At 65.4% G+C, this 22,326-nt stretch carries 19 protein-coding genes; 3 read left to right on the top strand and 16 right to left on the bottom strand.

Features of this window, described 5'->3' with window-relative positions:
- Window positions 1-19 precede the first annotated feature (19 nt).
- Window positions 20-2,971 carry a putative bifunctional diguanylate cyclase/phosphodiesterase gene (locus ACW7G0_RS03515; RefSeq protein WP_456987645.1) on the bottom strand — a complete coding sequence of 984 codons (2,952 nt, stop codon included), beginning with the start codon at window positions 2,969-2,971 and terminating at the stop codon, window positions 20-22.
- A 111-nt stretch (window positions 2,972-3,082) separates the two neighbouring features.
- Here ACW7G0_RS03515 and ACW7G0_RS03510 point away from each other — a divergent pair, with 111 nt between their 5' ends.
- Together ACW7G0_RS03510 and ACW7G0_RS03505 are read left to right on the top strand one after the other, a co-directional pair.
- Window positions 3,083-3,727: an IMPACT family protein gene (locus tag ACW7G0_RS03510; protein WP_456987643.1), complete on the top strand. Its 645-nt coding sequence runs from the start codon at window positions 3,083-3,085 to the stop codon at window positions 3,725-3,727.
- Window positions 3,728-3,732: 5 nt separating this feature from the next.
- Entirely contained in the window at window positions 3,733-5,517 is a 1,785-nt protein-coding gene (locus tag ACW7G0_RS03505) for an ABC transporter transmembrane domain-containing protein (RefSeq protein ID WP_456987641.1), read from the top strand.
- 64 nt (window positions 5,518-5,581) lie between these two features.
- Here the strand turns inward: ACW7G0_RS03505 and ACW7G0_RS03500 are convergent, their stop codons facing one another.
- The 8 genes from ACW7G0_RS03500 to ACW7G0_RS03465 form a co-directional block, all read right to left on the bottom strand.
- A complete protein-coding gene (locus ACW7G0_RS03500) occupies window positions 5,582-7,270 on the bottom strand; it encodes an acyl-CoA dehydrogenase family protein (protein WP_456987640.1) in 1,689 nt (562 codons plus the stop codon).
- Between the two features lie 61 nt (window positions 7,271-7,331).
- The gene (locus ACW7G0_RS03495; RefSeq protein WP_456987638.1) at window positions 7,332-8,114 is read right to left on the bottom strand and encodes an S-methyl-5'-thioinosine phosphorylase; all 783 of its coding nucleotides are present in this window, start codon (window positions 8,112-8,114) and stop codon (window positions 7,332-7,334) included.
- A 3-nt stretch (window positions 8,115-8,117) separates the two neighbouring features.
- The gene (locus ACW7G0_RS03490) at window positions 8,118-8,717 is read right to left on the bottom strand and encodes a hypoxanthine-guanine phosphoribosyltransferase (protein ID WP_456961997.1); all 600 of its coding nucleotides are present in this window, start codon (window positions 8,715-8,717) and stop codon (window positions 8,118-8,120) included.
- Window positions 8,714-9,709: a beta-N-acetylhexosaminidase gene (gene nagZ / locus ACW7G0_RS03485; protein ID WP_456987636.1), complete on the bottom strand. Its 996-nt coding sequence runs from the start codon at window positions 9,707-9,709 to the stop codon at window positions 8,714-8,716. The genes ACW7G0_RS03490 and nagZ overlap by 4 nt, the downstream gene beginning before the upstream one ends.
- A gap of 55 nt (window positions 9,710-9,764) precedes the next feature.
- Window positions 9,765-10,292 (bottom strand): CYTH domain-containing protein, encoded by a 528-nt coding sequence (locus tag ACW7G0_RS03480; protein ID WP_456987635.1) that lies wholly within the window; start codon window positions 10,290-10,292, stop codon window positions 9,765-9,767.
- 6 nt (window positions 10,293-10,298) lie between these two features.
- On the bottom strand, window positions 10,299-11,630 hold the full coding sequence (gene rlmD, locus ACW7G0_RS03475) for a 23S rRNA (uracil(1939)-C(5))-methyltransferase RlmD (RefSeq protein ID WP_456987633.1): 1,332 nt from the start codon (window positions 11,628-11,630) through the stop codon (window positions 10,299-10,301).
- A 70-nt stretch (window positions 11,631-11,700) separates the two neighbouring features.
- On the bottom strand, window positions 11,701-12,318 hold the full coding sequence (locus ACW7G0_RS03470; RefSeq protein WP_456987632.1) for a DUF1318 domain-containing protein: 618 nt from the start codon (window positions 12,316-12,318) through the stop codon (window positions 11,701-11,703).
- Window positions 12,319-12,393: 75 nt separating this feature from the next.
- Complete coding sequence (locus tag ACW7G0_RS03465) at window positions 12,394-14,433, bottom strand: hypothetical protein (RefSeq protein WP_456987630.1); 2,040 nt, start codon at window positions 14,431-14,433, stop codon at window positions 12,394-12,396.
- A 55-nt stretch (window positions 14,434-14,488) separates the two neighbouring features.
- On the opposite strand from ACW7G0_RS03465, the gene ACW7G0_RS03460 reads away from it, so the two are divergent.
- Window positions 14,489-15,220 carry a response regulator gene (locus ACW7G0_RS03460; RefSeq protein WP_456987629.1) on the top strand — a complete coding sequence of 244 codons (732 nt, stop codon included), beginning with the start codon at window positions 14,489-14,491 and terminating at the stop codon, window positions 15,218-15,220.
- Here the strand turns inward: ACW7G0_RS03460 and recO are convergent.
- The 7 genes from recO to ACW7G0_RS03425 all read right to left on the bottom strand — a co-directional run bounded on the left by recO (window position 15,217) and on the right by ACW7G0_RS03425 (window position 22,260).
- Window positions 15,217-15,945: a DNA repair protein RecO gene (gene recO / locus ACW7G0_RS03455; RefSeq protein WP_456987628.1), complete on the bottom strand. Its 729-nt coding sequence runs from the start codon at window positions 15,943-15,945 to the stop codon at window positions 15,217-15,219. The genes ACW7G0_RS03460 and recO overlap by 4 nt on opposite strands.
- Before the next feature lie 33 nt (window positions 15,946-15,978).
- Window positions 15,979-16,884, bottom strand: coding sequence for a GTPase Era (gene era / locus ACW7G0_RS03450; RefSeq protein ID WP_456987627.1), 906 nt, complete (start codon window positions 16,882-16,884; stop codon window positions 15,979-15,981).
- A 50-nt stretch (window positions 16,885-16,934) separates the two neighbouring features.
- On the bottom strand, window positions 16,935-17,597 hold the full coding sequence (gene rnc, locus ACW7G0_RS03445) for a ribonuclease III (protein ID WP_456987625.1): 663 nt from the start codon (window positions 17,595-17,597) through the stop codon (window positions 16,935-16,937).
- 10 nt (window positions 17,598-17,607) lie between these two features.
- Window positions 17,608-17,988, bottom strand: coding sequence for a DUF4845 domain-containing protein (locus ACW7G0_RS03440; protein ID WP_456987624.1), 381 nt, complete (start codon window positions 17,986-17,988; stop codon window positions 17,608-17,610).
- 45 nt (window positions 17,989-18,033) lie between these two features.
- Entirely contained in the window at window positions 18,034-18,819 is a 786-nt protein-coding gene (gene lepB / locus ACW7G0_RS03435) for a signal peptidase I (RefSeq protein ID WP_456987623.1), read from the bottom strand.
- A 23-nt stretch (window positions 18,820-18,842) separates the two neighbouring features.
- A complete protein-coding gene (gene lepA / locus ACW7G0_RS03430; RefSeq protein ID WP_456989439.1) occupies window positions 18,843-20,636 on the bottom strand; it encodes a translation elongation factor 4 in 1,794 nt (597 codons plus the stop codon).
- A gap of 118 nt (window positions 20,637-20,754) precedes the next feature.
- Window positions 20,755-22,260, bottom strand: a complete 1,506-nt coding sequence (locus tag ACW7G0_RS03425; protein ID WP_456987622.1) for a Do family serine endopeptidase — start codon at window positions 22,258-22,260, stop codon at window positions 20,755-20,757.
- Window positions 22,261-22,326: the final 66 nt, after the last annotated feature.

The following is a 22,326-nucleotide window of genomic DNA, read 5'->3' as shown; positions in this document are numbered from 1 at the left end:
ATCGGTCAGCCGATGCCGATCACTGCACACCGATCACAATCGGCTGCTCCGTCGACAGCATCTGTTCCGCCGGACGGCCCAGCAGATAGCCCTGCCCGGACCCACAGCCCAGTTCATGCAGGATGTCGCGCTGCGCTTCGGTCTCGATGCCTTCACCGATGGTGTAGATGCCCAGCGCGCCGGCCAGTGCCTGGATCGCGCGCACCACGGCGATGCTTCCCGCCTGGTTCTCGCCGGTCAGGCCGGCGACGAAGCTCTGGTCGATTTTCAGGCACTCGATCGGGAAGCGATGCAGGTAGGACAGCGCCGAGTAGCCAGTACCGAAATCATCCAGCTGGGCCAGTACGCCGCGTTCGCGCAGCGCATGCAGGGTCCGCAATGCGCGCGGCATGTCGTCCAGCAGTGCCACCTCGGTGATCTCCACGCGCAGTCGACGCGGGTCGGCGCCGGCACTGTCGGCCAGGCGCAGCAAACGGTCGGCAAAGTCCCCGTTGCGGAAATGCCGCGGCGAGACGTTGATCGAGACATACCCGTCGCCCGTGGTGCTCGCCAGGCCCGCGATTACCCGGGCGTACATCAGCCAGTCGACCTCTTCGATCAGGCCGTTGTCCTCGCCCAGGCCGATGAACTCGCCCGGCGCCAGCAAACCACGGCTTGGATGCTGCCACCGCAGCAATGCCTCATGGCCGATCACCTTCATGTCGTCCAGCCTGACGATCGGCTGGTAGTAGGCAACGAAATTGTCGTCATTGATGGCGCGGCGCAAGTTGGACTCGAGCTCCAGGATCCGCAACGCGTCCTCGCGCATGTCCTCGTCGAACACGATCGAGCGGTCACGGCCACTCGCCTTGGCGCGATACATCGCCGCGTCGGCATCGCGCAGCAGCTCCGCGCCGGTACGGTGGCGTGGATGCCACAGGGCAATACCCAGGCTGGCGGAAGGGAATACCTCGCGGCCTGCGGCCAGGTAAGGCCGTCCAAGCAGGTACAAGATGCGATGCGCGAGTTCCTGGGCCACGTGCAGGCCTTCGATATCGTTGACCAGGATCGCGAACTCGTCGCCCCCCAGCCGGGCGACCATGTCCTCGCCGCGAACGGCCGACACGATCCGCCGACCGGCCTCCACCAGCAGGTCGTCACCGGCGGAGTGGCCGACGCTGTCGTTGACCAGCTTGAACCGGTCCAGGTCAAGGAACAACAACGCGAACGAACGCGAAATCCCATTTTCTCCGACCGACTGTGCGTTGGACTGCGCGGTGCGGATGGCGGCGGAGATCCGATCCAGCAACTGGGTCCGGTTTGGCAGGCCGGTCAACGCGTCATGGTGGGCCTGGTAGGTCAGTTCCTGCTCGGCGCGCAGGCGCTCGCCAATCTGCTCGAGCAGCTCCGCGTTGGCCATCGCCAAGTCGCGCGTACGTGATTGCACCCGTTGCTCGAGCTCCCCATGGGCGGCGACCAGCCACTCCCGGGACTGCTTGCGGGTCAGCCCGATACTGATGTGGTTGGCCACGAACGTCAGCAGGTCCTGGTCCCGCGCAGTGAAGGCAATGGCGGGAGAGTAACTCTGCACCGCAATCGCCCCGACCACCTTGTCATCACGGTAGAGCGGCACCCCCAGCCAGCATTGCGACATGGTGCCGTGACTACGCAGGCGGCCTTGCGACTCCAGTTGGCTGATCCGCTTCCGGTCCGCCAACAATGCGCTGCCGGTGGAGATCACGTACTCGGTCATTCCTTGATCCAGCCGACGATTGGCACGGACGATATCGCGCTCATCCACGGAGTACGGAAACTCGAGCCGGTCACCCTCCTTCGACAACAGCGCGATGTAGAAATTTCGCGCATACAACAACTCGCCCACCACATCGTGGACCTGGGCATAGAAGCGTTCCAGGGTCTCCGAGGTAATCGACAACTCGGCAATCCGGAACAACGCGCGCTGCAACCGTTCGGCTCGTTGACGCTCGACGATCTCCGCCTGCAGGTCGCGGTTGCTCAACTGCAGTGCCTGGGTCCGCTCCTCGACGCGACGCTCCAGCTCCTCCCGGGCCTGGTGGCGATCCAATGCGGTGAGGATGTGCTGGGCAACGAACACCAGCAACGTCCGCTCCTCATCGCCATAGCTGTGCGGCCGGTCATAGCTTTGCACCACGATGGCGCCGCACACCCGGTCATCGCGGCGAAGGAGCACCCCCAGCCAGTCCTCGCTGTCGGGGCCATGGTTGCTGTCAGAGGCAACGCCGAGCTGACCGCGGACATAGTCGGAAGGCCCCTGTACCGGCTCGCCATGCCGCAACAGCGCGAAGGTCAGGCTGTTGGGCGTGTTTTCACCGTGTATCTCGTGGTCCGGGTCGGGGACGAACGTGTCGATACGGTCGGCAAAATACAGGAACCGGTAACACTCGCGCACATCGTCGTACAGCACGATGTAGAAGTTCTCGGCAACCATCAGGCCGCCGACGACGCCGTGGATGCGCTGCAGCATGTCGGCCATTTCAAGGTCCGAACCCGCCAGGTCGGCGATCTCGTACAGCGCCTGCTGCAGCCGCTCGGACTTCTCCAGTGATTCCGCGCGCGCTTGCGCAATGTCGGCGAGCATGTGCAGATCGACGATCCGCCTGGCCAGGTCCTCCCAGCCCGTCCGCAAGGGTTGCGCCATCGGCTCGGCCAGCTCGGCCACGATCGCCGCCCGCCCGGCTTCGCCATGCCAACCCATCTCGACCCGGCGCAGGCTGCCGTCACCATGGCCCTGATCGCCATCGTCGCCATGGCCAGCCTTCAGTACCCGCTCGGCGCGAGCCACCAAAGTCGCATCAACGCCCATCGACGTCGAACCGGCCGGCCGGCCATCGGCATCGTGCCAGCGCAGCACCACTTGCGAGCAGCCAGGCAACGCCGCCTGCAGTGCGCCGGCCAGCGAATCCGCGTCACCGGAACCTGTCTGGACCGCCGTGTCAGACAGACTGGTCATTTGGGCATCTGTACTTCGCACCGATATCGTCCCCGTTTCATTTGCGCAGGATAACGCGCCGACCCGACTTCGCGCCCGTTATCCACCAACGCCCTTGCGTCGGTATCGCCAATGGGTACCCTGCAGGCGATGAACGAGACTGCCAACAGCCATACCCTGGCTCGATCCGTCCGCCATGCAATCGAGGTCAAGAACAGCCGGTTCCTGGCCCTGGCCACGTCCGTGGCCTCCCCGGAAGACGCGCTGGCCTTCGTCACCGAAGTCGCCGACGCTACCGCAAACCACAACTGTTGGGCGTACCGGATCGGCGGCCTGTACCGTTCCAGCGATGATGGCGAACCCGCCGGAACCGCCGGACGGCCCATTCTCGCCGCGATTGACGGCCAGGGGCTGGATCAGGTCATCGCCGTGGTGACCCGGTGGTTTGGCGGCATCAAGCTGGGAGCTGGTGGCCTGGTGCGTGCGTATGGCGGTTGTGCCGCCGAATGCCTGCGAACCGCTCCGCGCCGCGAGCTGATCGAGTACATCCACTGCCAGCTTGCATTTGATTTCGCCGACACCGGCGCGGTCCACGCCGCTCTGGTCGCGTATCAGGTGGACAAGCTCGACGAGCGGTTCCATGCCGGCGGCAGTGTCCTGCAACTGCGCCTGCCCGCGCGCCAACTGGGGGCACTGACCAGCCATTTGCGCGATGCCACCCGCGATCGTGCGCGGCTGCAGCAGCGCGACGCGCACCCCGTCGATAGCGGACAATAGTCGCCATGACTGCCAATACCGCGTCCGCCCCCAGCCCGGAAACCCCACCCAAACCCTCCATCGGCAGCCTGCAAACCTTGTGGCCCTTCGTGCGCAAGCACACCGGCTTGTTCAGTGGCTGGCTGGTGGCGCTGGCGTGCTCGTCAGCGGCCACGTTGAGCCTGCCGATCGCGTTCAAGACGATGATCGACAAGGGCTTTGCCCAAGGCGGCGGCAGCGCCATCGACCAGGCTTTCATGCTGCTGTTCGCGGTGGCCGTGGCACTGGCACTGGCGACGGCGGCCCGTTTCTTTTTTGTGTCCTTGCTGGGCGAACGCGTGGTTGCCGACCTGCGCGAGCGCCTGTACTCGCACCTGATCACCCTGGACGCCAGCTTCCACGACCGCAGCCGCAGCGGCGAACTGGTCTCGCGGCTGACGGCGGATGCCGAGCTGCTGCGCAGCCTGATCGCCACCAGCATGTCGGTCGCCCTGCGCAGCCTGGTGACCTTCGTTGGCAGCATCGTGATGCTGTTTGTCAGCAGCCCGCACCTGGCAGCCTACGCGCTGGTCGGCATCCCGCTGGCGGTGTTGCCGATCGTGGTCGGCGGTCGCCGGCTGAAGAAAATCTCCCGTGCCAGCCAGGACCGCGTTGCCGATGCGAACACGCTGGCCAACGAGACCCTGGGTGCCGTGGGCACGGTGCAGGCGCATGTCCGCGAGTCCTACGAGCTGGGTCGTTTCCGCGATTCGCTCAAGATTGCCGTGGCCACCGCGCGCCGCCGCATCCAGGCCCAGGCCTGGGTGACTGCGATCGCGATCATGCTGGTATTTGGCGCGATCACGCTGGTGCTGTGGTCGGGCGCACACGACGTGATGGATGGCAACATGAGCGCCGGCACGCTGGGTCAGTTCGTGTTGTATGCACTGATCGGCGGCGGTTCGATTGGCTCGCTGGCGGAGGTCTGGAACGAGATCCAGCGAGCATCCGGCGGTATGGGACGCATCAGCGAGCTGCTGGAGGAAACCTCGGTGATCACCGCGCCGGAGCATCCGCAGCCACTACCGCAACCGGTACGCGGCGAGATCAAGCTGGATCACGTCACCTTCCACTACCCGATGCGTCCCGACCGGCCGGCGCTGGAAGATTTCAGCCTGCACATCCAACCGGGCGAGACGGTAGCGCTGGTCGGCCCGTCGGGCGCGGGAAAGAGCACGGTATTGTCGTTGTTGCTGCGTTTCCACGACCCACGCAGCGGCACGATCAGCGTGGATGGCATCGATATACGCCAGCTCGATCCGGGCAAACTGCGCAGCGCAATGGCGCTGGTGTCGCAGCAGCCAAGCATCTTTGCCACCACCGCGCGTGACAACATCCGCTACGGCCGCCTGGAAGCCAGCGATGGCGATGTGGAGGCCGCGGTCGAGGCCGCCCACGCCACCGACTTCATCCAGGCGCTGCCACAAGGGTTGGATACCGAATTGGGCGAACGCGGCGCGCGCTTGTCCGGTGGCCAGCAACAACGCATCGCCATTGCCCGTGCGTTGCTCAAGGACGCCCCGATCCTGCTGCTCGACGAGGCCACCAGCGCGCTGGATGCGCAGAGCGAGCGCGCCGTCCAGCAAGCGCTGGACACTTTGATGGAGGGCCGCACGACGCTGGTCATCGCCCATCGGCTGGCAACGGTGTTGAAGGCCGACCGCATCGTGGTGCTCGACCATGGCCGCGTGGTCGCCGAAGGCAGCCATGACCAGCTGTTGGCCCAGGGTGGCCTGTACGCGGAGCTGGCCAAGCTGCAATTCCTGGATTGATCGCGACCCACCCTGCGGCAATCCCTGACGGAGAGATCGGCATCGAGGAGCGCCTGGATGCAGCTCAACCTGACGTACTGAACTCGACCGGTAGCGCGCGCTCGATCAAACCGTCCAGCGGCAGGTCCGCCGGCAAGGTCCCCATCGCCAGTCCGTGCGCACCGCCCAGGCGGCTGCGGCAGAACGCCTCCGCCACAGGGCTGCCCGCACGCAACAGGATGCCGGCTTGCAGGGCCAGCGCCAGCCGCTCGACGAAATGGCGGGCCCCAGCCGGGTCGACGACGACTTCGCCATGCAGCGGCGCGCGCAGGGCGTCGACTGCGGCGGCATGGTCGGGATGGCCATCGCCAGCAAGCTGCAGCTCCGCCCACAACGCAGCGGCGGTTTCCGGCTCACGCGACAACGCACGCAGGACATCCAGGCACTGGATGTTGCCGCTGCCTTCCCAGATCGAGTTCAGCGGCGCTTGCCGATACAACCGCGGCAAGATCGATTCCTCGATATAGCCATTCCCGCCCAGACACTCCTGGGCCTCGTTGACGAATGCCGGCGCGCGCCGGCATATCCAGTATTTTCCGATCGCGGTGGCCACCCGCGCCAGCGCCGCCTCAGCAGGATCGCGCGGCGCCGCATCGACCGCGCGGGCGATCCGCATCGACAGCACCAGCGCCGCTTCGGCCTCGATCGCCAGGTCGGCGAGCACGTTGCGCATCAGTGGCTGGTCCACCAACCGCTGGCCGAAGGCACGCCGGTGACGGCAATGATGGATCGCCTGCGCCAAGGCCATGCGCATCTGCGCTGCGCTGCCCAACATGCAGTCCAGCCGGGTCAGCATCACCATTTCCAGGATGGTGGCGATACCGCGGCCTTCCTCGTCGATGCGCCATGCCCGCGCACCGCAGAACTCCACTTCCGCGGACGCGTTGGACCAGTCACCCAGCTTGTCCTTCAGGCGCATCAGGCGGAACGCGTTCTTGCTGCCATCGGCCAACCGGCGCGGCATCAGGAAGCAGCTCAAGCCGCCCGGCGCCTGCGCCAAGACCAGGAAGCCGTCACTCATCGGTGCCGAGAAGAACCATTTGTGTCCGACCAGCCGGTACGTCGATGCCGCGGACGGCTCGCCGGTATCGGGCAGCGGCATGGCGACGGTGGTGTTGCTGCGCACGTCACTGCCGCCCTGCTTCTCGGTCATCCCCATGCCGATGGTGACGCCGGCCTTGTCGCCGATGGGCAGCTCGCGCGAGTCGTAATGCGGGGCGGCCGCCTTGTCCGCCCATTCCGCCAGGGCCGGTTCACGGCGCAGTACCGCCACGGCAGCGTGGGTCATGGTCAGCGGGCAGCTGGTGCCGGGCTCGACCTGATGGTGCAGGTAACTCAACGCGGCGCGCGCGACATGCGCCCCGGGTTGCGGGTCACGCCACGACAAACCGGCGACACCGTGCTCGATCGCGGCCTGCATCAGGGCGTGGTACGCGGGGTGGAACTCCACCCGGTCGATTCGATGCCCGAACCGATCGTAGCCACGCAGCCGCGGCCGGTCACGGTGGGCATCGAACGCCCACTCGTACAGGTGGCTGCCGGCCAAGTCTCCGTAGGTACCCAGCGGCTCCAGGTACGCGCCAGCGCCTTCCGCCGCAGCGGCCTCACGCAGGACCACGTCATCACGCCACAGGTCGCGCGGCGCGAACGGCGGCGGCTGGTTCTGGACCTGATGGGTCTGGTAGGTCGAGCTGTCAAACGATGGCGGCTTCATTGCCGACTCCGGTCACGGCTGAGCCCCGAATCTAGCGCACCGCGACCGCCGCTGCCGCCTGCTAGCTGTCCAGCAGCTGGCGCAACAGCGCCGGCACGCTGGACGAGGCCCTCGCAACGTTGTCCAGAACATCCTGCAAGGTGATCACCTCGTCGGGATCGGGTCCCGTACCCGCGGCCCAGTTGGCAACGATCGCCAGGCAGGCGTACTCCAGCCCCATCTCGCGCGCCAGGCCGGCTTCGGGCATGCCGGTCATGCCGACCAGGTCACAGCCATCACGCCGCATCCGTGCAATCTCCGCGCGGGTTTCCAGTCGCGGCCCCTGGGTGGCGCCGTAACAGCCGGTGCTAACCATCTCGATATCCGCGCTCGCCGCGGCGGTGATCAGCAAGTGGCGCAGCGACCGGGTGTAAGGCTCGCCGAAATCGACATGCAGCACCTCGTCGCCACCGCTTCCATCCACGCTGTCATCGCACAGGCTCGACACCCGGCCCCAGGTGTAATCGATCAACTGGTCGGGGGAGCCCAGTACGCCGGGCCCGAAGCGCTCGGTGATGCCGCCGACGGTATTGAGCGCCAGCACCCGGCGCGCGCCCAGTGCCTGCAACGCCGCGAGGTTGGCGCGGTAATTGATCCGGTGGGGCGGCAGGGAATGGCCCTCTCCGTGACGGGCCAGGAATGCCACCCGGTGGCCGTCCAGGGTACCGACCCGCACCGGCCCCGAGGGGACGCCAAAACGGGTTGCCGGCTGGTGCGATTCAACATCGACAAGCTCGGCCAACCGGTAAAGACCGGTACCACCGATGACGGCAAGTTCGATGGGCTTGTCGACGGGCTTGTCCATGGCTCAATCCTTCAATGCGTAGATAGCCGGCAGGTTGCGGCCTTGCTCGTGGTAATCCATCCCGTAACCAAACACGTAACGGTCCGGCAACTCGATCCCGACATAATCGGCACGCAGGCCCGGTACGCAGCGGTCGTGGATTTTCACTGCCAGTGCGGCAATCCGCACGTCCGCCGCGCCTTGCTCGCGACACCACGCGGTAATCGCCGCCATGGTGTGGCCCTCGTCGAAAATATCATCGACCAACAACACCCGGCGACCGCGCAGCGAGGTTGCCGGGCGGTGCTTCCAGGCCAGCTCGCCGCCGGTCATCGCGCCGCGGTAGCGGGTGGCGTGCAGGTAGTCGAACTCCAGGTCCAGGCCCAGCGCACCCAGCTCGAACCCCAGTTGCGCGGCAAACGGCATGCCGCCGTGCATCACCGTGAGGTAGACCGGGCGCGCATCGACCGGGTCGATATCGGAATGCTCCGCGCCGCTCAGGCTCGGGTCGGCATAATCCGCGCGGATGGCGACGGCCATGCGTGCGATTGCCCGTTCCAGCGCTTCACGGTCAAACAACAGGTCCGCATTGGCAAGCGCGTCACGCAACAGGGGGGTAGTCATGCCAGCCCTTCCAGGAGGTCCCGATTTTTCTGGTAACGGGCGTCGGCGAGCAGGTTGTCCCAGCCCATCGGGCCGCCGCCAATCAGCCCGCCCAAGGCCATGGTGTTGAGCTTGCGTCCTTCCACCGCCTTCAACGACTCCTCGACCAGCTCGGGGTGACAGACCAGGACCACATCGCAGCCGGCATCCAGGTGCAGTTCGACGCGTTGCTTGATGCCTCCGGCCGAGAACGCGGCGGCCATGCCGATGTCATCGGAGAACACCACCCCGCGGAAGCCCATTTCCTGGCGCAGGATCTCCTCGATCCAGCGCTTTGAATACCCTGCCGGCTCCGGCGCAACCTGCGGATAGACCACGTGCGCCATCATCACCGCGTCGGCCCTGGCTTCGATGCCGGCGACGAATGGCACCAGATCCGATGCCCGGATCTCTTCCAGCGAGCGAGGGTCGACGGCATCGTCAAAATGGGTGTCTTCAAGCACCGAGCCATGACCCGGGAAATGCTTGAGCGTCGCCGCCATCCCCGCCTCATGCATGCCGCGCACATAAGCCCTGGTGAACTCGGCGACGATCGCGGGATCTTCGGAAAACGCCCGGTCACCGATCGCACGGTTGCCACGGCCGAGGTCGACCACCGGGGCAAAGCTGAGGTCCACGCCACTGGCCTTGATCTCGCTCGCCATCACCCACGCGTGCTCTCCGGCAAGTTTCAACGCCGCCTCGCGATCGCGTGCAAACAGGTTGCCGAACTCCTGCAGGGATGACAGTGCGCTGTAACCGTCACGGAAGCGTTGTACCCGGCCGCCTTCCTGGTCCACGCAGATCAGTTGCGGGCGTGGAGCGGCCGCGCGGATGGCCTGGGACAGCTCGGCAACTTGTGCCCTGGACGCAAAATTGCGTGTGAACAGGATCACGCCGGCGCAGGCATCGTGCTGCAGCCAGTCGCGCTCTTTCGCGGTCAGTTCGGTGCCGGCAATGCCGATCACGAGCATGGGAAACTCCTGGACAGGTCAAGATAAGGCAATATCGCCATTGTCGCGCAGTTGATCAGCTCCGGTGGACGCGCTGTTCCGCCTGGCTCCATTGCGTGTACGGTCGATTGGCCAGCGTCAGGTTGTAGTAGCGGACCTCATCGGTGACCTCGGCGCCGAGCCAGGGTGGGTGCGCGAAGGCCTCATCGGCGTGTCCCAGTTCGATCTCCGCCACCACCAGCCCGGCGTTGTCGCCGAGGAATTCATCGACCTCCCACAGGTGACCCTCGAAACGCACGTAATGCCGCCGTTTGTCGATCAGGCCGCCCACGCTCAACGCCAGCAGCGCGCGCCCATCGGGCACCGGGATCGGATACTCGAACTCCTGCCGGGTGTGCCCCGACTGGCGCGACTTGAGGTTGAGCCAGGCCGCATCGCCGGCAATCCGCACCCGCACCGAAGCCTTCATCGCGCGGCCCTCGCCCGCCTCGTCCATCGCCGCCAGGTCGTTGAGATAACCCTGCGCCATCGGCACCACCTTGTCTGCCGCGCCGCGCCAGCCATCGCCAACGACCAGGAACTTGCGCTCGATTTCAATCGCCATCGGCTGTCAGCCCGGCTCGAACATCGCGATCGACTCGACATGGGCGGTGTGCGGAAACATGTCCATCACCCCCGCCGCGCGCAACTTCCAGCCTCGTTGATTGACCAGGTAGTCGGCATCACGCGCCAGCGACGCCGGATGGCAACTCACGTAGACGATCCGCTTGAACTGCTCCAGCGGCAACTGCGTCAGCACGAAATCGGCACCCGAGCGCGGTGGATCCAGCAGCAATTTGTCGAAGCCTTCGCGCATCCATGGTTGATCGCCGAGGTCCCTGGCCAGGTCCGCGGCGTGGAAGTTGGCATTGCCGATCGCGTTGTGCTCCGCGTTGTCGCGGGCACGCTGGACCAGTCCCGCATCGCCTTCCACCCCCACCACTTCGCGCACGCGGCGCGCCAGCGGCAGGGTGAAGTTGCCCAGCCCGCAGAACAGGTCGAGCACCCGGTCATCCGCTTGCGCGTCCAGCAACTCGATCGCCAGCTCGATCATCTTGCCATTGAGACCGGCGTTGACCTGGATGAAGTCCAAAGGCTGAAACCCGAACTCCAGGTCCGACTGCGGCAGGCGAAAAGCGAGCTTTGGATCCTGCGGCCACAACGGATGCACACTGTCGACCCCACCGGGTTGCAGGAAGATCGCAAACTCGTGCTGCTGGCCGAAGGCGACCAGTGCCGCAAGGTCATCCGCCGTCAACGGGAGCATGTGGCGGATGGTCAGGGCGATACCGTTGAAGTCCGGCGTGGGGTCGCCGGCGATGAACTCGATCTGCGGTATTTCACGACGGGCCTGCAGGCTGTCGACCAACAGCCCCAGCGCCTCGACCTTCTCGCCAATCGCCGGAATCACGGTGTGGCAATGGGAAATATCGGCGACAAAACGCCCATCGGTTTCGCGAAAGCCGACCAGCGTCTTGCCCTTCTTGTCGACCCTGCGCACCGAGAACCGGCCCTTGCGACGGTAGCCCCAGGCCGCACCGGTCAACGGCTCAAGTACGCGCTCGGGCGTGACGTGGCCGATGCGCTGGAAATTCTCCAGCAACACGTTTTGCTTGGCTAGGATCTGCTTGTCCTGGGCCCAGTGCTGCATGGCGCAGCCGCCGCAGGTGCCAAAGTGGCTGCATCGCGGCTCGACCCGCTCGGGCGCCGCCTCCAGCACTTCTACCGTCCTTGCCTCGTCGAAGCTGCGATGACGACCCGTCCGGGTCGCCATCACCCGCTCGCCCGGCAACGCACCGGCGATGAAGATCGCCTTGCCGTCCTCAAGATGAGCGACACCGCGGCCGTCGTGGGTGATGCCGTCGATTACGGCCTCAAAGGGGGTTTTATCAATGCGGGCCACAGGCAAGACGCAGGAAACCGGGCCGCGCATTATCGCAGATGCGCCCCGATCGCGCGGCTCGCGGCAATCCCTACTTCTGCTTCCACGCACCGCCGCTTTGGTACCACCAGCCACTGCGTGCGCTGGCGATCCACTGTTTGGCGAACACCTCGCGGATCTGCGACTCCCACTCTGGATGACCGTTGGCGACCGCCACTTCCCGGTACACCGCATTGCGGTCGCGATTGTCTTCCGCCACCGCCTGCTGGACCTTGGCCCGGTCCTTCAACGCCAACTTGGAAGCATCGCGGACCACGATCGTGCCGTCGCTCGCAAACCCGAGCGCGCCGGCATCGAAGCCCGCGCGCAAGCTGGAGTTGAAGCGTGAGGCCATGCGTGCCTGGATCGCCTGGATCGCCGGCGTCTGGATACTGATGTCCGGTGACTGCGCGCGTGCACTGCCGATGCCGATCAAGGCGTACACGTCAACCTGCGAAGCCAACTGCTTGAGCAAGCCCGCATCCAGCATGGCGCTTGGCCCGCCGTCGCCTTCTTCGACCGGAGTAGAGGGCTGGGGTTGATCGCCGATAACTTTCTCGACGAACTGCTTGGCCGCCTCGCGCGCCTCGGCGGCCGGGAAATAGACATTGATCGTGACGCAGGCGGTGATCATCACCGCAGCAACCGGAATTCCCATCCAACGACGCATGAGCTATCTCCTGGGGAAGTCCCCGAATATGGATTCGACGCTACGCTAGTCGACTACACGCTAGTCCACAACACGCTAGTCAACTACCGGCTTCACGTCACCCTTGCCTACCGCGGCGAGGCGTTCAACCAGCGTCGGCCAGTCGACCCGGCGGTTGAAGCCCACCACGGTCAATCGCGGCAGGCCCGAGCCACGTACGAGTATAAAGCCCTCGCCCGCTGAACCTATCCCGTCCATCGTGCACACCTCCCGTGACAGCGTGCAGCCGATTCCGATCTTCGAATAGCCGAAGTCATCGAAGAAGCCGATCAATTGTGATTGCAGCGAGTTCACGAACGACGCGTTGCCGACGCTGGTCAGGTCCTGCACGGCGCGTTGGCTGATCCGTTGGCGCACACCGCGATGGCGGTCGGTGGCAATGCGGGCCGAGAAGGAAACCGGCTGCCAATCCACCAGTCGCAGCTCGGCGATGCTGCCGTCAAGCTTGCCGCTGATGCTGCCAAAGTCGAATGCGCCGGTGAGCGACAGCAGGTCGATGTCATTGAAGGCAATATCGGCCGAGAGTGTCGGCAGCACACCGAACGGACGCTCCATCGACAGCCCGGTTACCGCCACCTCGCCGCCGAACAGCTGCACGTTCAGGCCACCATCGAACTGCAAGCGGTCACCGACGTAGCTGGCATGGGGAATGGTCCCGCTCAGCTGGCCAGTAAACGCCGGCCAATCCAAGGCCTCCGACAGCTGCGCGATGTCCAGTGCCTGCAACGCCAGGCCGAAGCGGATGTCCAGCTCCCGGTCGGCCGCCGGCGGTCGGATCTGCAGGTGATTGAAGTGCGCATTGCCGCCGAGGATGGACAGATCAACCGGTTCCGCCAGGCGCAACGCTCCGGCATCACTGGTGAAGGGCAGCGAGGCCGCGCCGAAGGGAATGCCATGCAACGTGCCACCCCGCCAGCGCAGCTCACTGTCCACCGGGGAAGCGGAGGACAGGCGCAGGTCACCATCCAGTCCTTGAAAGCCGAATCGGTCGTCTGGGTCGGTCAAGCTCACCTCATGCAGCGACAGTGAAGCCTCGACCAATGCCCCATCCTCCAATCGCACCCGTGCATCGGCGCTGCCATCCAGCGTCAGCTCTTCCAGCCCCGCCATCCCGAGCCAGCCGCTCAGGTAGCCGTCCCGCAGCGGTGCCAATACCGGAGCGTGGACGCGCGCGTCCAGGGCTTGCAGACCGCCGTCCAGGTCAAACGCCGCCGTGGCGTCGGCCACCAGCAATCCGGGGTCATGCCATTGCAGGCGCGGCAGTTGCCAGCCCTGTCCATCCTGCCGCTGCGCCGCCACCAGCAAGTCGACCTGGCGCTGCTGCAACGACACATAGGTGGAGCCAAACAGCAGCTCGCCGTCTCCCAGCGTACCGGCCACGTTGACGCGGTCACGATCACCCAGCAGGGCCTCGATATCCAGCCGTGCCTCCAGCCCTGCCGCGGCAATCGTGCCATCGGGCGTATCAAATCCGGCCGCATGCAGGGCGAGCGGACCGGCGATCCGCAATGGAGCATCATCGGGCGCGGTGATGAGCAGCTGGCTATCGAGGGTGCCGCCGGTGATTCGCGCCGCCTCCCAGGCCTGCGACGCCAGCGCCTGGGCCCAGGCCAACGGCACCTGGACCAGATCGATCCGGGTGGCATCGGGCCGGGCCGCGCTGCGGTGCAGTTCGATCCGTTGATCACCGTCCGACAGCCTGGCATGGGTCGACGCCGCGTCGATTACGACCGATAGCTGCATCACCTTGTCGTCGCCACGCACCGGGCCGGTGCAGCGCCAACGGTTATTGTCTCCGTCTGCCGCTTCCACGCGCTGCAGCGGGCAGCGCCAGTCCAGCCCTGTGAACCGATAGCCCAGCGCAGGTGACACGGCCTCGCGCACCTGCAACCGCAGCGCCCCTTGCGGTGCATCGGCTGGCCACGACAGTTCCACCTCCACCCCGCGCAGGTTGGCGACCGCGCTATCGACTCGATCGATGTGCGCGGTGACCGAGCGTGCCTGTGCCGCACCGCTCACCAGCAGCGCCGCCAGCATCAGGACACCGGCGGCGCTGGACAAACGGCGCAGTCGCAAGGGTAGTATCGAAAAAACCATCGTCGCAGCATAACCAGCCAAGGCAGGGTTCCCGATGAATACGACACCCGACCTGCCCCGCGTTTTGCTGGTGGAGGACGATCCGACCAGCGCCGCCTTCCTCGCCGCCGCCGTGGGCGCGTTGCCGGCCCGGGTGGACTGCACCGGGAACATGGCGGCGGCCTTGGCGCTGGCCAACACGGGCCGGTACGACCTGTGGTTGCTCGATGCCAGCTTGCCCGACGGCACCGGAGCGGCATTGCTCGCCCGGCTGCAGGCGCTGCACCCGGGCATTCCCGGGATCGCCCACACCGCCTCCCGCGAGCCGCCCGTGCTGGAAGCGCTTGCACTGGCAGGCTTCGAGGAGGTCCTGGTCAAACCCTTGTCGTCCACCCACCTGCAAGCGGCGGTGCGGCGGGTGCTTGGGCTTGCGGTCGACACCGGGACCGACATCGAAGTGGCCACCGATGCCACCGACAACCCGCCGCTATGGGATGACGATGCCGCCGCCACCGCACTCAATGGCAACCGCCACCACATCGAGACGCTGCGACGGCTTTTCAGCGACGAGCTTCCGTCCGTGCGCCAGCGGGTCATGGACGCGGCGGGCGCGGGCCAGCTTGACCAACTGCACGACGAGCTGCACAAGCTGCGCGCCAGTTGCGGTTTCGTGGGTGCGGCACGCTTGGGCGCGTCGGTGCAGGCATTGCAGCAGGACCCGGAAACCACGGTGGCGATCTCCCGCTTCGATGCCGCGGCGCAAGCCACGCTTGCCGGGTTGCGTTAGCGCCGACCGATCCTTGGCAGGGCCGCCAGCATCTCCCATGACTTCAAGCCACGTGGCCCGAGGTGATGGGCCAGCAGTACCCGCATCACGCGCCGCAGTCCCGGCAGGTCGTCGTCCGCGGGCAGCTGGTCGGCGGCCAGCGACAACAGTCCACGCCCGGTCGCGGCCTGTCGGCGGTCGTCATGGCCACGATCGCTGAGCAGCCGCTGCAGGCCACGCTCGGGGTCGACCCGGTAGCGGGCGGCCGGGTCGATGGGGACGCCATCGCTGTCGCACGTCCAGTCATGGCCGTAGCCCAACGCTTCCAGCAGGTCACGCTCGAAGCGCCGCAATGTCCATCCCAGTGGCTCGGTGGCACGCAGTCGCTCGCGGGTGATTGCGTAGGCGAGGAAAAGCCCGGGTTGCGGCTCACCCCGCGGGGTCAGTCGCAAGCTCAATTCGTTGAGGTAGAACCCCGCCAGCATCGCCTCGCCGGTCAGGCGCGGCGCCGCATCCAGTGCCTCGGCGCTGCGCAACTGGGCCAATTCGCCCTGTTGCACGGCATCCAGGGCGATCCATTGCAACGGTTGCAACGCCGCGCGTAATGAATGTTGCCGTGCGCCGCGCACGCCGCGCGCCACCAGCCCCAAACGGCCATGGTTGGCGCTCAGCACCTCGACCAGCAAGCTGGTCTCGCGCCACGCGCGGGCATGCAGGACAAACGCGGGTTCCTTGTTCAGGCGCATGGCCACTCGCAGGTCCCACCGTGGATGATGGTGTCAGTCGTGGTAGCCAAACGCCCGCAGCGCGGCCTCGTCATCCGACCAGCCTTCGCGTACACGGACCCAGGTTTCCAAGAACACTTTCGCCGCGAACAGTTGCTCCATCTGTATCCGCGCCCGGGTGCCGATCTCGCGCAGCCGTTCACCGCCCTTGCCGATCACGATCGCCTTCTGGCCATCGCGCTCGACCCAGATCACCGCACCGATCCGCAGCAGCGGGCCGTCGACGATGAACCGCTCGATTTCCACCGTGGTGGCATACGGCAGTTCCTCGCCGAGTTGGCGCATCAGCTGCTCGCGGACCAGTTCACCGGCCAGGAAGCGTTGGCTCTTGTCGGTGATCTCATCATCGGCATACTGCGCCGCCTGCTCGGGCATCAGCCCCAGCAACTGCTTGACCAGCGGGTCCAGCCCCTTGCGCTTGAGCGCGGAGATCGGATGGATCCCGGCGAAGTCACGTCCTTCCGATACCTGCGCCAGGTAGGGCAACAGATCGGTCTTGTCCTTCATCCGGTCGATCTGGTTGACCACCAGGATCACCGGCACATCCGCGTGGCGCAGCGCCTGGTAGGCGAAGCTGTCCGACTCTTCCCACTTGCCTGCACGCACCACCAGCATCGCCGCATCCACGCCTTCCAGCGCGCCCCGCGCCGCGCGATTCATCCAGCGATGCATGGCGGTCGCGGTGGATTTGCCCTGGTCACGATGCAGGCCGGGCGTATCGACCAGCAGCAGTTGGCCATCGGCAAAGGTGGCAATACCCAGCAAACGGTGACGGGTGGTTTGTGGCCTGGACGAGACGATGCTCACCTTGGCGCCAACCAGGGCATTGGTCAGGGTGGATTTGCCGACATTGGGACGGCCAATGACGGCGACGTGGCCGCTGCGGTGTGATGGATTCATGGGGAGATTGTAAAGCCAGACAGGTGAGCGGTCGCCCACCGCCACCCGATTCAGGCCGCCGTGACGGCCGCCAATGCCGCTGCCGCCGCCGCCTGCTCCGCGCCACGACGCGAATTGCCCTCACCTTCAGTCACCAGCATGGGTTGCCCGAGGGTGCAGCTGACCCGGAAGGTCTTGGCGTGATCCTCACCGCTTTCGGCGATCAACTGGTATACCGGCAACGGCTTTTGCCGGCCTTGCAGCCATTCCTGCAGCCGCGTCTTGGCGTCCTTGCCAACCTTGTGCGGCGGCGGCAACGCGTCCATCTGCTCAGCGAACCATGGCATCACCACGGCCCGGCAGGCCTCGAACCCGGCGTCCAGGTAAATGGCCGCAACCAGGGCCTCCACGGCGTCAGCCAGGATCGAATCGCGGCGATGTCCGCCGGACTTCATCTCCCCCGGGCCCAGTGTCAGCCGATCGCCCAGTGCCAGCGCACGCGCAATTGGCGCCAGGGCCGATTCGCGCACCAACTCGGCGCGCGCGCGGGTCAGCGCGCCCTCGTCGGCTCGTGGCCAGCGCAGGTACAGCGCTTCGGCAACAAACAGGTTGACCAGCCCGTCACCGAGGAATTCCAGCCGCTCGTTGTGGGGCGCACCGGCACTGCGATGGGTCAGCGCCTGGGACAGCAACTCGGTCCGCGCGAAGACATGGCCAATCCGGTCAGTCACCATCCGATCCCGGTCAGGGGTTCCCGATGCCGCGCCGCAATTGCTTCTCGGTACTGAACTTGCCCACCACGTCCAGGTTGGCAATCAGCGGCTTGCGCACTTCGTAATCCACCGTGATCAGGTACCCGGAATCCTGGCGCACGATCTTGACGTGCTCGGGCTTCACCGTTTCCGCGTAACTGATGTACAGACGGCGAAAAAACATGTCCTTGATTTTTGCCGGCGATTGGCTGGCGATATCCGCTTCGTTTTCCAGGCCTGCCAGGGCCTGCTTGACCGAGTAGTACTCCGAATACATGGGAATCACCTTCATCCCCATGTAGATGAACAAACCAGCCACCCCCAAAACGATAATGAACCCCACCAGGGTCATGCCACCTTGCGTACGCTTCATTTCAGTTGCTCCCCTTTTGTTGGTTGCACACCGTGCTGCCGAACCCTACCGGATCGACTGCCCGATGCGCGAGAAATTGATCCCCCCATCGATATTCATCCAGATCAGGAACGCCTTGCCGCGCAGGTTCTCCTCCGGCAGGAAGCCCCAGTATCGACTGTCTTCACTATTGTCGCGATTGTCCCCCATCACGAAATACTGACCGGCCGGCACCACCCACTCACCCTGTGCGGGGTCGGTAAATGGCAGGTTGGTGCGCTCCAGCACGAGGTGCGTGCGACCCGGCAATTGCTCACGCAGCTCCTCGGCCCCGGTCATCTGGGTGCCCTTGCCATGGCCCTGGTAGCGGCCCAGTGATTCGTACGCGACGGGAGCACCGTTGATATGGACCTGGTTGTCGTAATAGCCGATCCGGTCACCCGGTAGCCCGATCACGCGTTTGATCCAGTCCTGCTCAGGATGATGCGGCGGATGGAACACCACCACGTCGCCACGCTCGGGCTCGCCGGTATCGATGAACTTGCTGTTGGTGATTGGCAGGCGCAAGCCGTAGGCGAACTTGTTGACCAGGATGAAGTCGCCGGTCAGCAGGGTCGGCATCATCGAATTGGAGGGGATCCGGAACGGTTCGGCGATGAAGCTTCGCAGCACCAATACCGCCAGCAACACAGGGAAGAACGCCTTCGCATAATCGACATACCACGGCTCGGCATCGTCATCGAGCAGCCCCTGGTAGGCGGCCCTGCGCCGGGCCAGTACCAGTTTGTCGAGCAGCCACACCAGGCCGGACACGACGGTGAACGTCACCAGGGCAATTTCAAACCAACGCATGCGTCTTCCTCAATGTATTGCGACTATTTGTGGTCGGCTTGCAGTACCGCCAGGAACGCTTCCTGCGGGATCTCGACGTTACCAACCTGCTTCATCCGCTTCTTGCCGGCTTTTTGCTTCTCGAGCAGCTTCTTCTTGCGCGAAATGTCGCCACCGTAGCATTTGGCCAGCACGTTCTTGCGCATCGCCTTGACTGTGCTGCGGGCGATGATCTGCGAACCCACTGCCGCCTGGATGGCCACGTCGAACATCTGCCGCGGGATCAGTTCGCGCATTTTCTCGCTGATCTCCCGGCCACGCCGGTCGGCGTGGGCGCGGTGGGTAATGATGCTGAGGGCATCGACCTTGTCGCCGTTGATCAGGGTATCCACGCGCACGAACGGGCCGGCCTGGAAACGCAGGAAATGGTAGTCAAGCGATGCGTAGCCACGCGATACGGATTTGAGGCGATCAAAGAAGTCCAGCACCACCTCGCTCATCGGCAACTCGTAGCTGATCTGCACCTGGCTGCCCAGGTAGGTGATGCCGATCTGGTTGCCGCGCTTTTCCTCGCACAAGGTGATCACGTTGCCGACGTAATCGGGCGGGGTGAGGATGTTCGCGCGGATGATCGGTTCGCGGACTTCCTCGATCAGGTTGGACGGCGGCAGCTTGGCCGGGTTGTCCAACGACACGATCTCGCCATCGGTCCTGAGCACTTCGTAGACCACGGTGGGCGCGGTGCTGATCAGGTTGAGGTCGTACTCGCGTTCCAGCCGCTCCTGGACGATCTCCATGTGCAGCATGCCCAGGAAACCACAACGGAAGCCAAACCCCATCGCTTCGGAGGATTCGGGCTCGAAGCGCATCGCGGCATCGTTCAGGCGTAACTTGTCGAGCGCTTCGCGCAGGTCCGGGTAATCGTCCGCATCGACCGGAAACAGGCCCGCGAACACGCGCGGCTGCATTTCCTGGAAGCCCGGGAGCGGCTTGCTGGCCGGGTCGCTGGCCAGGGTCAGGGTGTCGCCGACCGGGGCGCCGTGCACGTTCTTGATCGAGGCGTTGATCCAACCCACCTCACCGGCGCCAAGCTTGGCCGTGTCCTTGCGCTTGGGGGTGAACACGCCGACTTTGTCGACCAGGTGGGTGCGACCGGTCGACATCACCAGGATCTTGCTGCCCGGGGTGATCTCGCCCTGCATCACCCGCACCAGGCTGACCACGCCCAGGTAGTTGTCGAACCACGAGTCGATGATCAGCGCTTGCAGCTTGTCGGTGTCGCCCGGCTGGGGCGGCGGGATGCGGGTGACGATCGCCTCCAGCACTTCCTCGACGTTCAGCCCGGTCTTGGCACTGATTGCGACCGCATCGCTGGCGTCGATCCCGATCACCGCCTCGATCTCGGCCTTGGCGCGATCGATGTCGGCCGTTGGCAGGTCGATCTTGTTGATCACCGGCACCACTTCCAGGCCCTGCTCGACGGCGGTGTAGCAGTTGGCGACCGATTGCGCTTCCACGCCCTGGGCGGCGTCCACCACCAACAGCGCGCCTTCGCAGGCGGCCAGCGAGCGGCTGACCTCGTAGCTGAAGTCAACGTGGCCGGGCGTGTCGATGAAATTGAGCTGGTAGGTCTTGCCGTCACGCGCGGTATACGGCACCGATACCGACTGCGACTTGATGGTGATCCCGCGTTCGCGCTCGATCGGATTGGTGTCGAGCACCTGAGCCTCCATCTCGCGCGAACTCAGGCCGCCGCACATATGGATGATGCGGTCTGCCAGGGTCGACTTGCCGTGGTCGACGTGGGCGATGATGGAGAAATTTCGTATCTGCTGCATGCGGGCGGCAACGGGCTCTGGGCCGGGGAAGGTCAACACGCGATTATCGCATACCCACCGCGTCCGGCCGTGCGCATGGGGCCGGCCGCCATTGCTGCCGTCCCGCCCGATGCAGCACTCAATCCTTGGGCGCCGTCACTGCCTTGAACTGCACGGCACCGCCGCGCTGGATCAGCAACATCACCGTCTCACCGGGCTTGGTGCCGGCCAGTTCACGGTTGAACGCCGCGACGCTGCCCACGGCCTTGCGACCGATTGCGGTGACAACGTCTCCGGCCTGCAATCCCGCGGCACGCGCCGACTCGTTATCGACATCGACCAACAGCACGCCTTCATCGTCCTTCAGGCCGAGCTGCTGCCGTTGCCCCGCCGCTAGGTCGCGTGCCACCAGACCCAGTGGATTGACTCCCGTCGAGGTCGTCGCAGAGGGCGCCCTGGAATTGCCACCCGATGCCGCAGCGGTGGCGAACGACTCGTCCCCGCCAACCACCAGGTCGATCTCGCGCAGCTTGCCGCCGCGGAATATCTCCAGCTTCGCCTTGCTGCCGGGAGCCACCGCGCCTACCAGTGGCGGCAGGTCGCTGAAATCGGTCACCGCGACACCATTGAACGAGCGGATCACGTCCATGGGCTCGATACCGGCCTTGTCGGCGGCGCTGTCGGGCTGGACATTGCTGACCATCGCGCCACGGCTGTCGGGCAAACCAATCGCCTCGGCAGCCACGTTGCTGACCTCCTGGATGTTGACCCCAAGCATGCCGCGACTGACCTTGCCGGTCGCCTTGATCTGCTCGACCGCGCCCATTGCCAGGTCGATCGGGATCGCGAAGCTGACCCCCATGTAGCCACCGGAACGGGAGAATATCTGCGAGTTGATCCCGACCACCTCGCCGGAGGTGTTGAGCAGCGGGCCACCGGAATTGCCCGGGTTGATGGCCACGTCGGTCTGGATGAAGGGCACGTACTGTTGGCCGGAATACTGGTTGGAGCGGCCGACGGCGCTGACGATCCCGGCGGTCACCGAATGATCCAGACCAAACGGCGAGCCGATCGCCACCACCCATTGGCCTGGTTGCAGTGTCGAGGACTGGCCCGGACGCAGCCAGCGCAGGTTGTCGGCATCGATCTTCAGCAGCGCGATGTCGTATTGCTCGTCGCTGCCGACCACCTCGGCCTGGAACTCACGGCGGTCCGACAAGGTCACGGTGACGGTGTCGGCCCCATCGACCACATGGAAGTTGGTCAGCACGTAGCCATCGTCGGAAATCACGAACCCGCTGCCCAGCGACGTCGCGCCACCGCGTGGGCCGTGCGGTCCACCCGGCGCGCCCGGGAACGGCATCCCGAAGCGACGGAACAGCTCCTCGACGCCATCGGGCAGCCCTTGCTGCGACCTGCTGCGGCGCGGCGCGGTCTCCGCGCTGATGTTGACCACCGCCGGGCCCACCCGCTTCACCAGTGCGGTGAAATCCGGCAGGCCGCTGACGATCGGCTGTGCGGTTGGCGGCGTGACCGCCTGCGAGGCCGCCACCGCGACCGTCGGCGATTGCTGCGCTGTGCAGGCGATGGGCATGGCAGCGGCAAGCGTGCCGAGCAAGGCAATGGAACGAAAGGGACGGTTCATGGAATCGGCCTGAAGTTGCGAGGAAGGGTATGTGCGGAGTCGTGGGCGACCGGCTCGACGGCGGTG

It is taken from the genome of Lysobacter sp. A286 (genome assembly GCF_054052105.1).
Note: the sequence above shows the minus strand (reverse complement) of the source record. Positions and strands in the feature narration are given on the sequence as shown.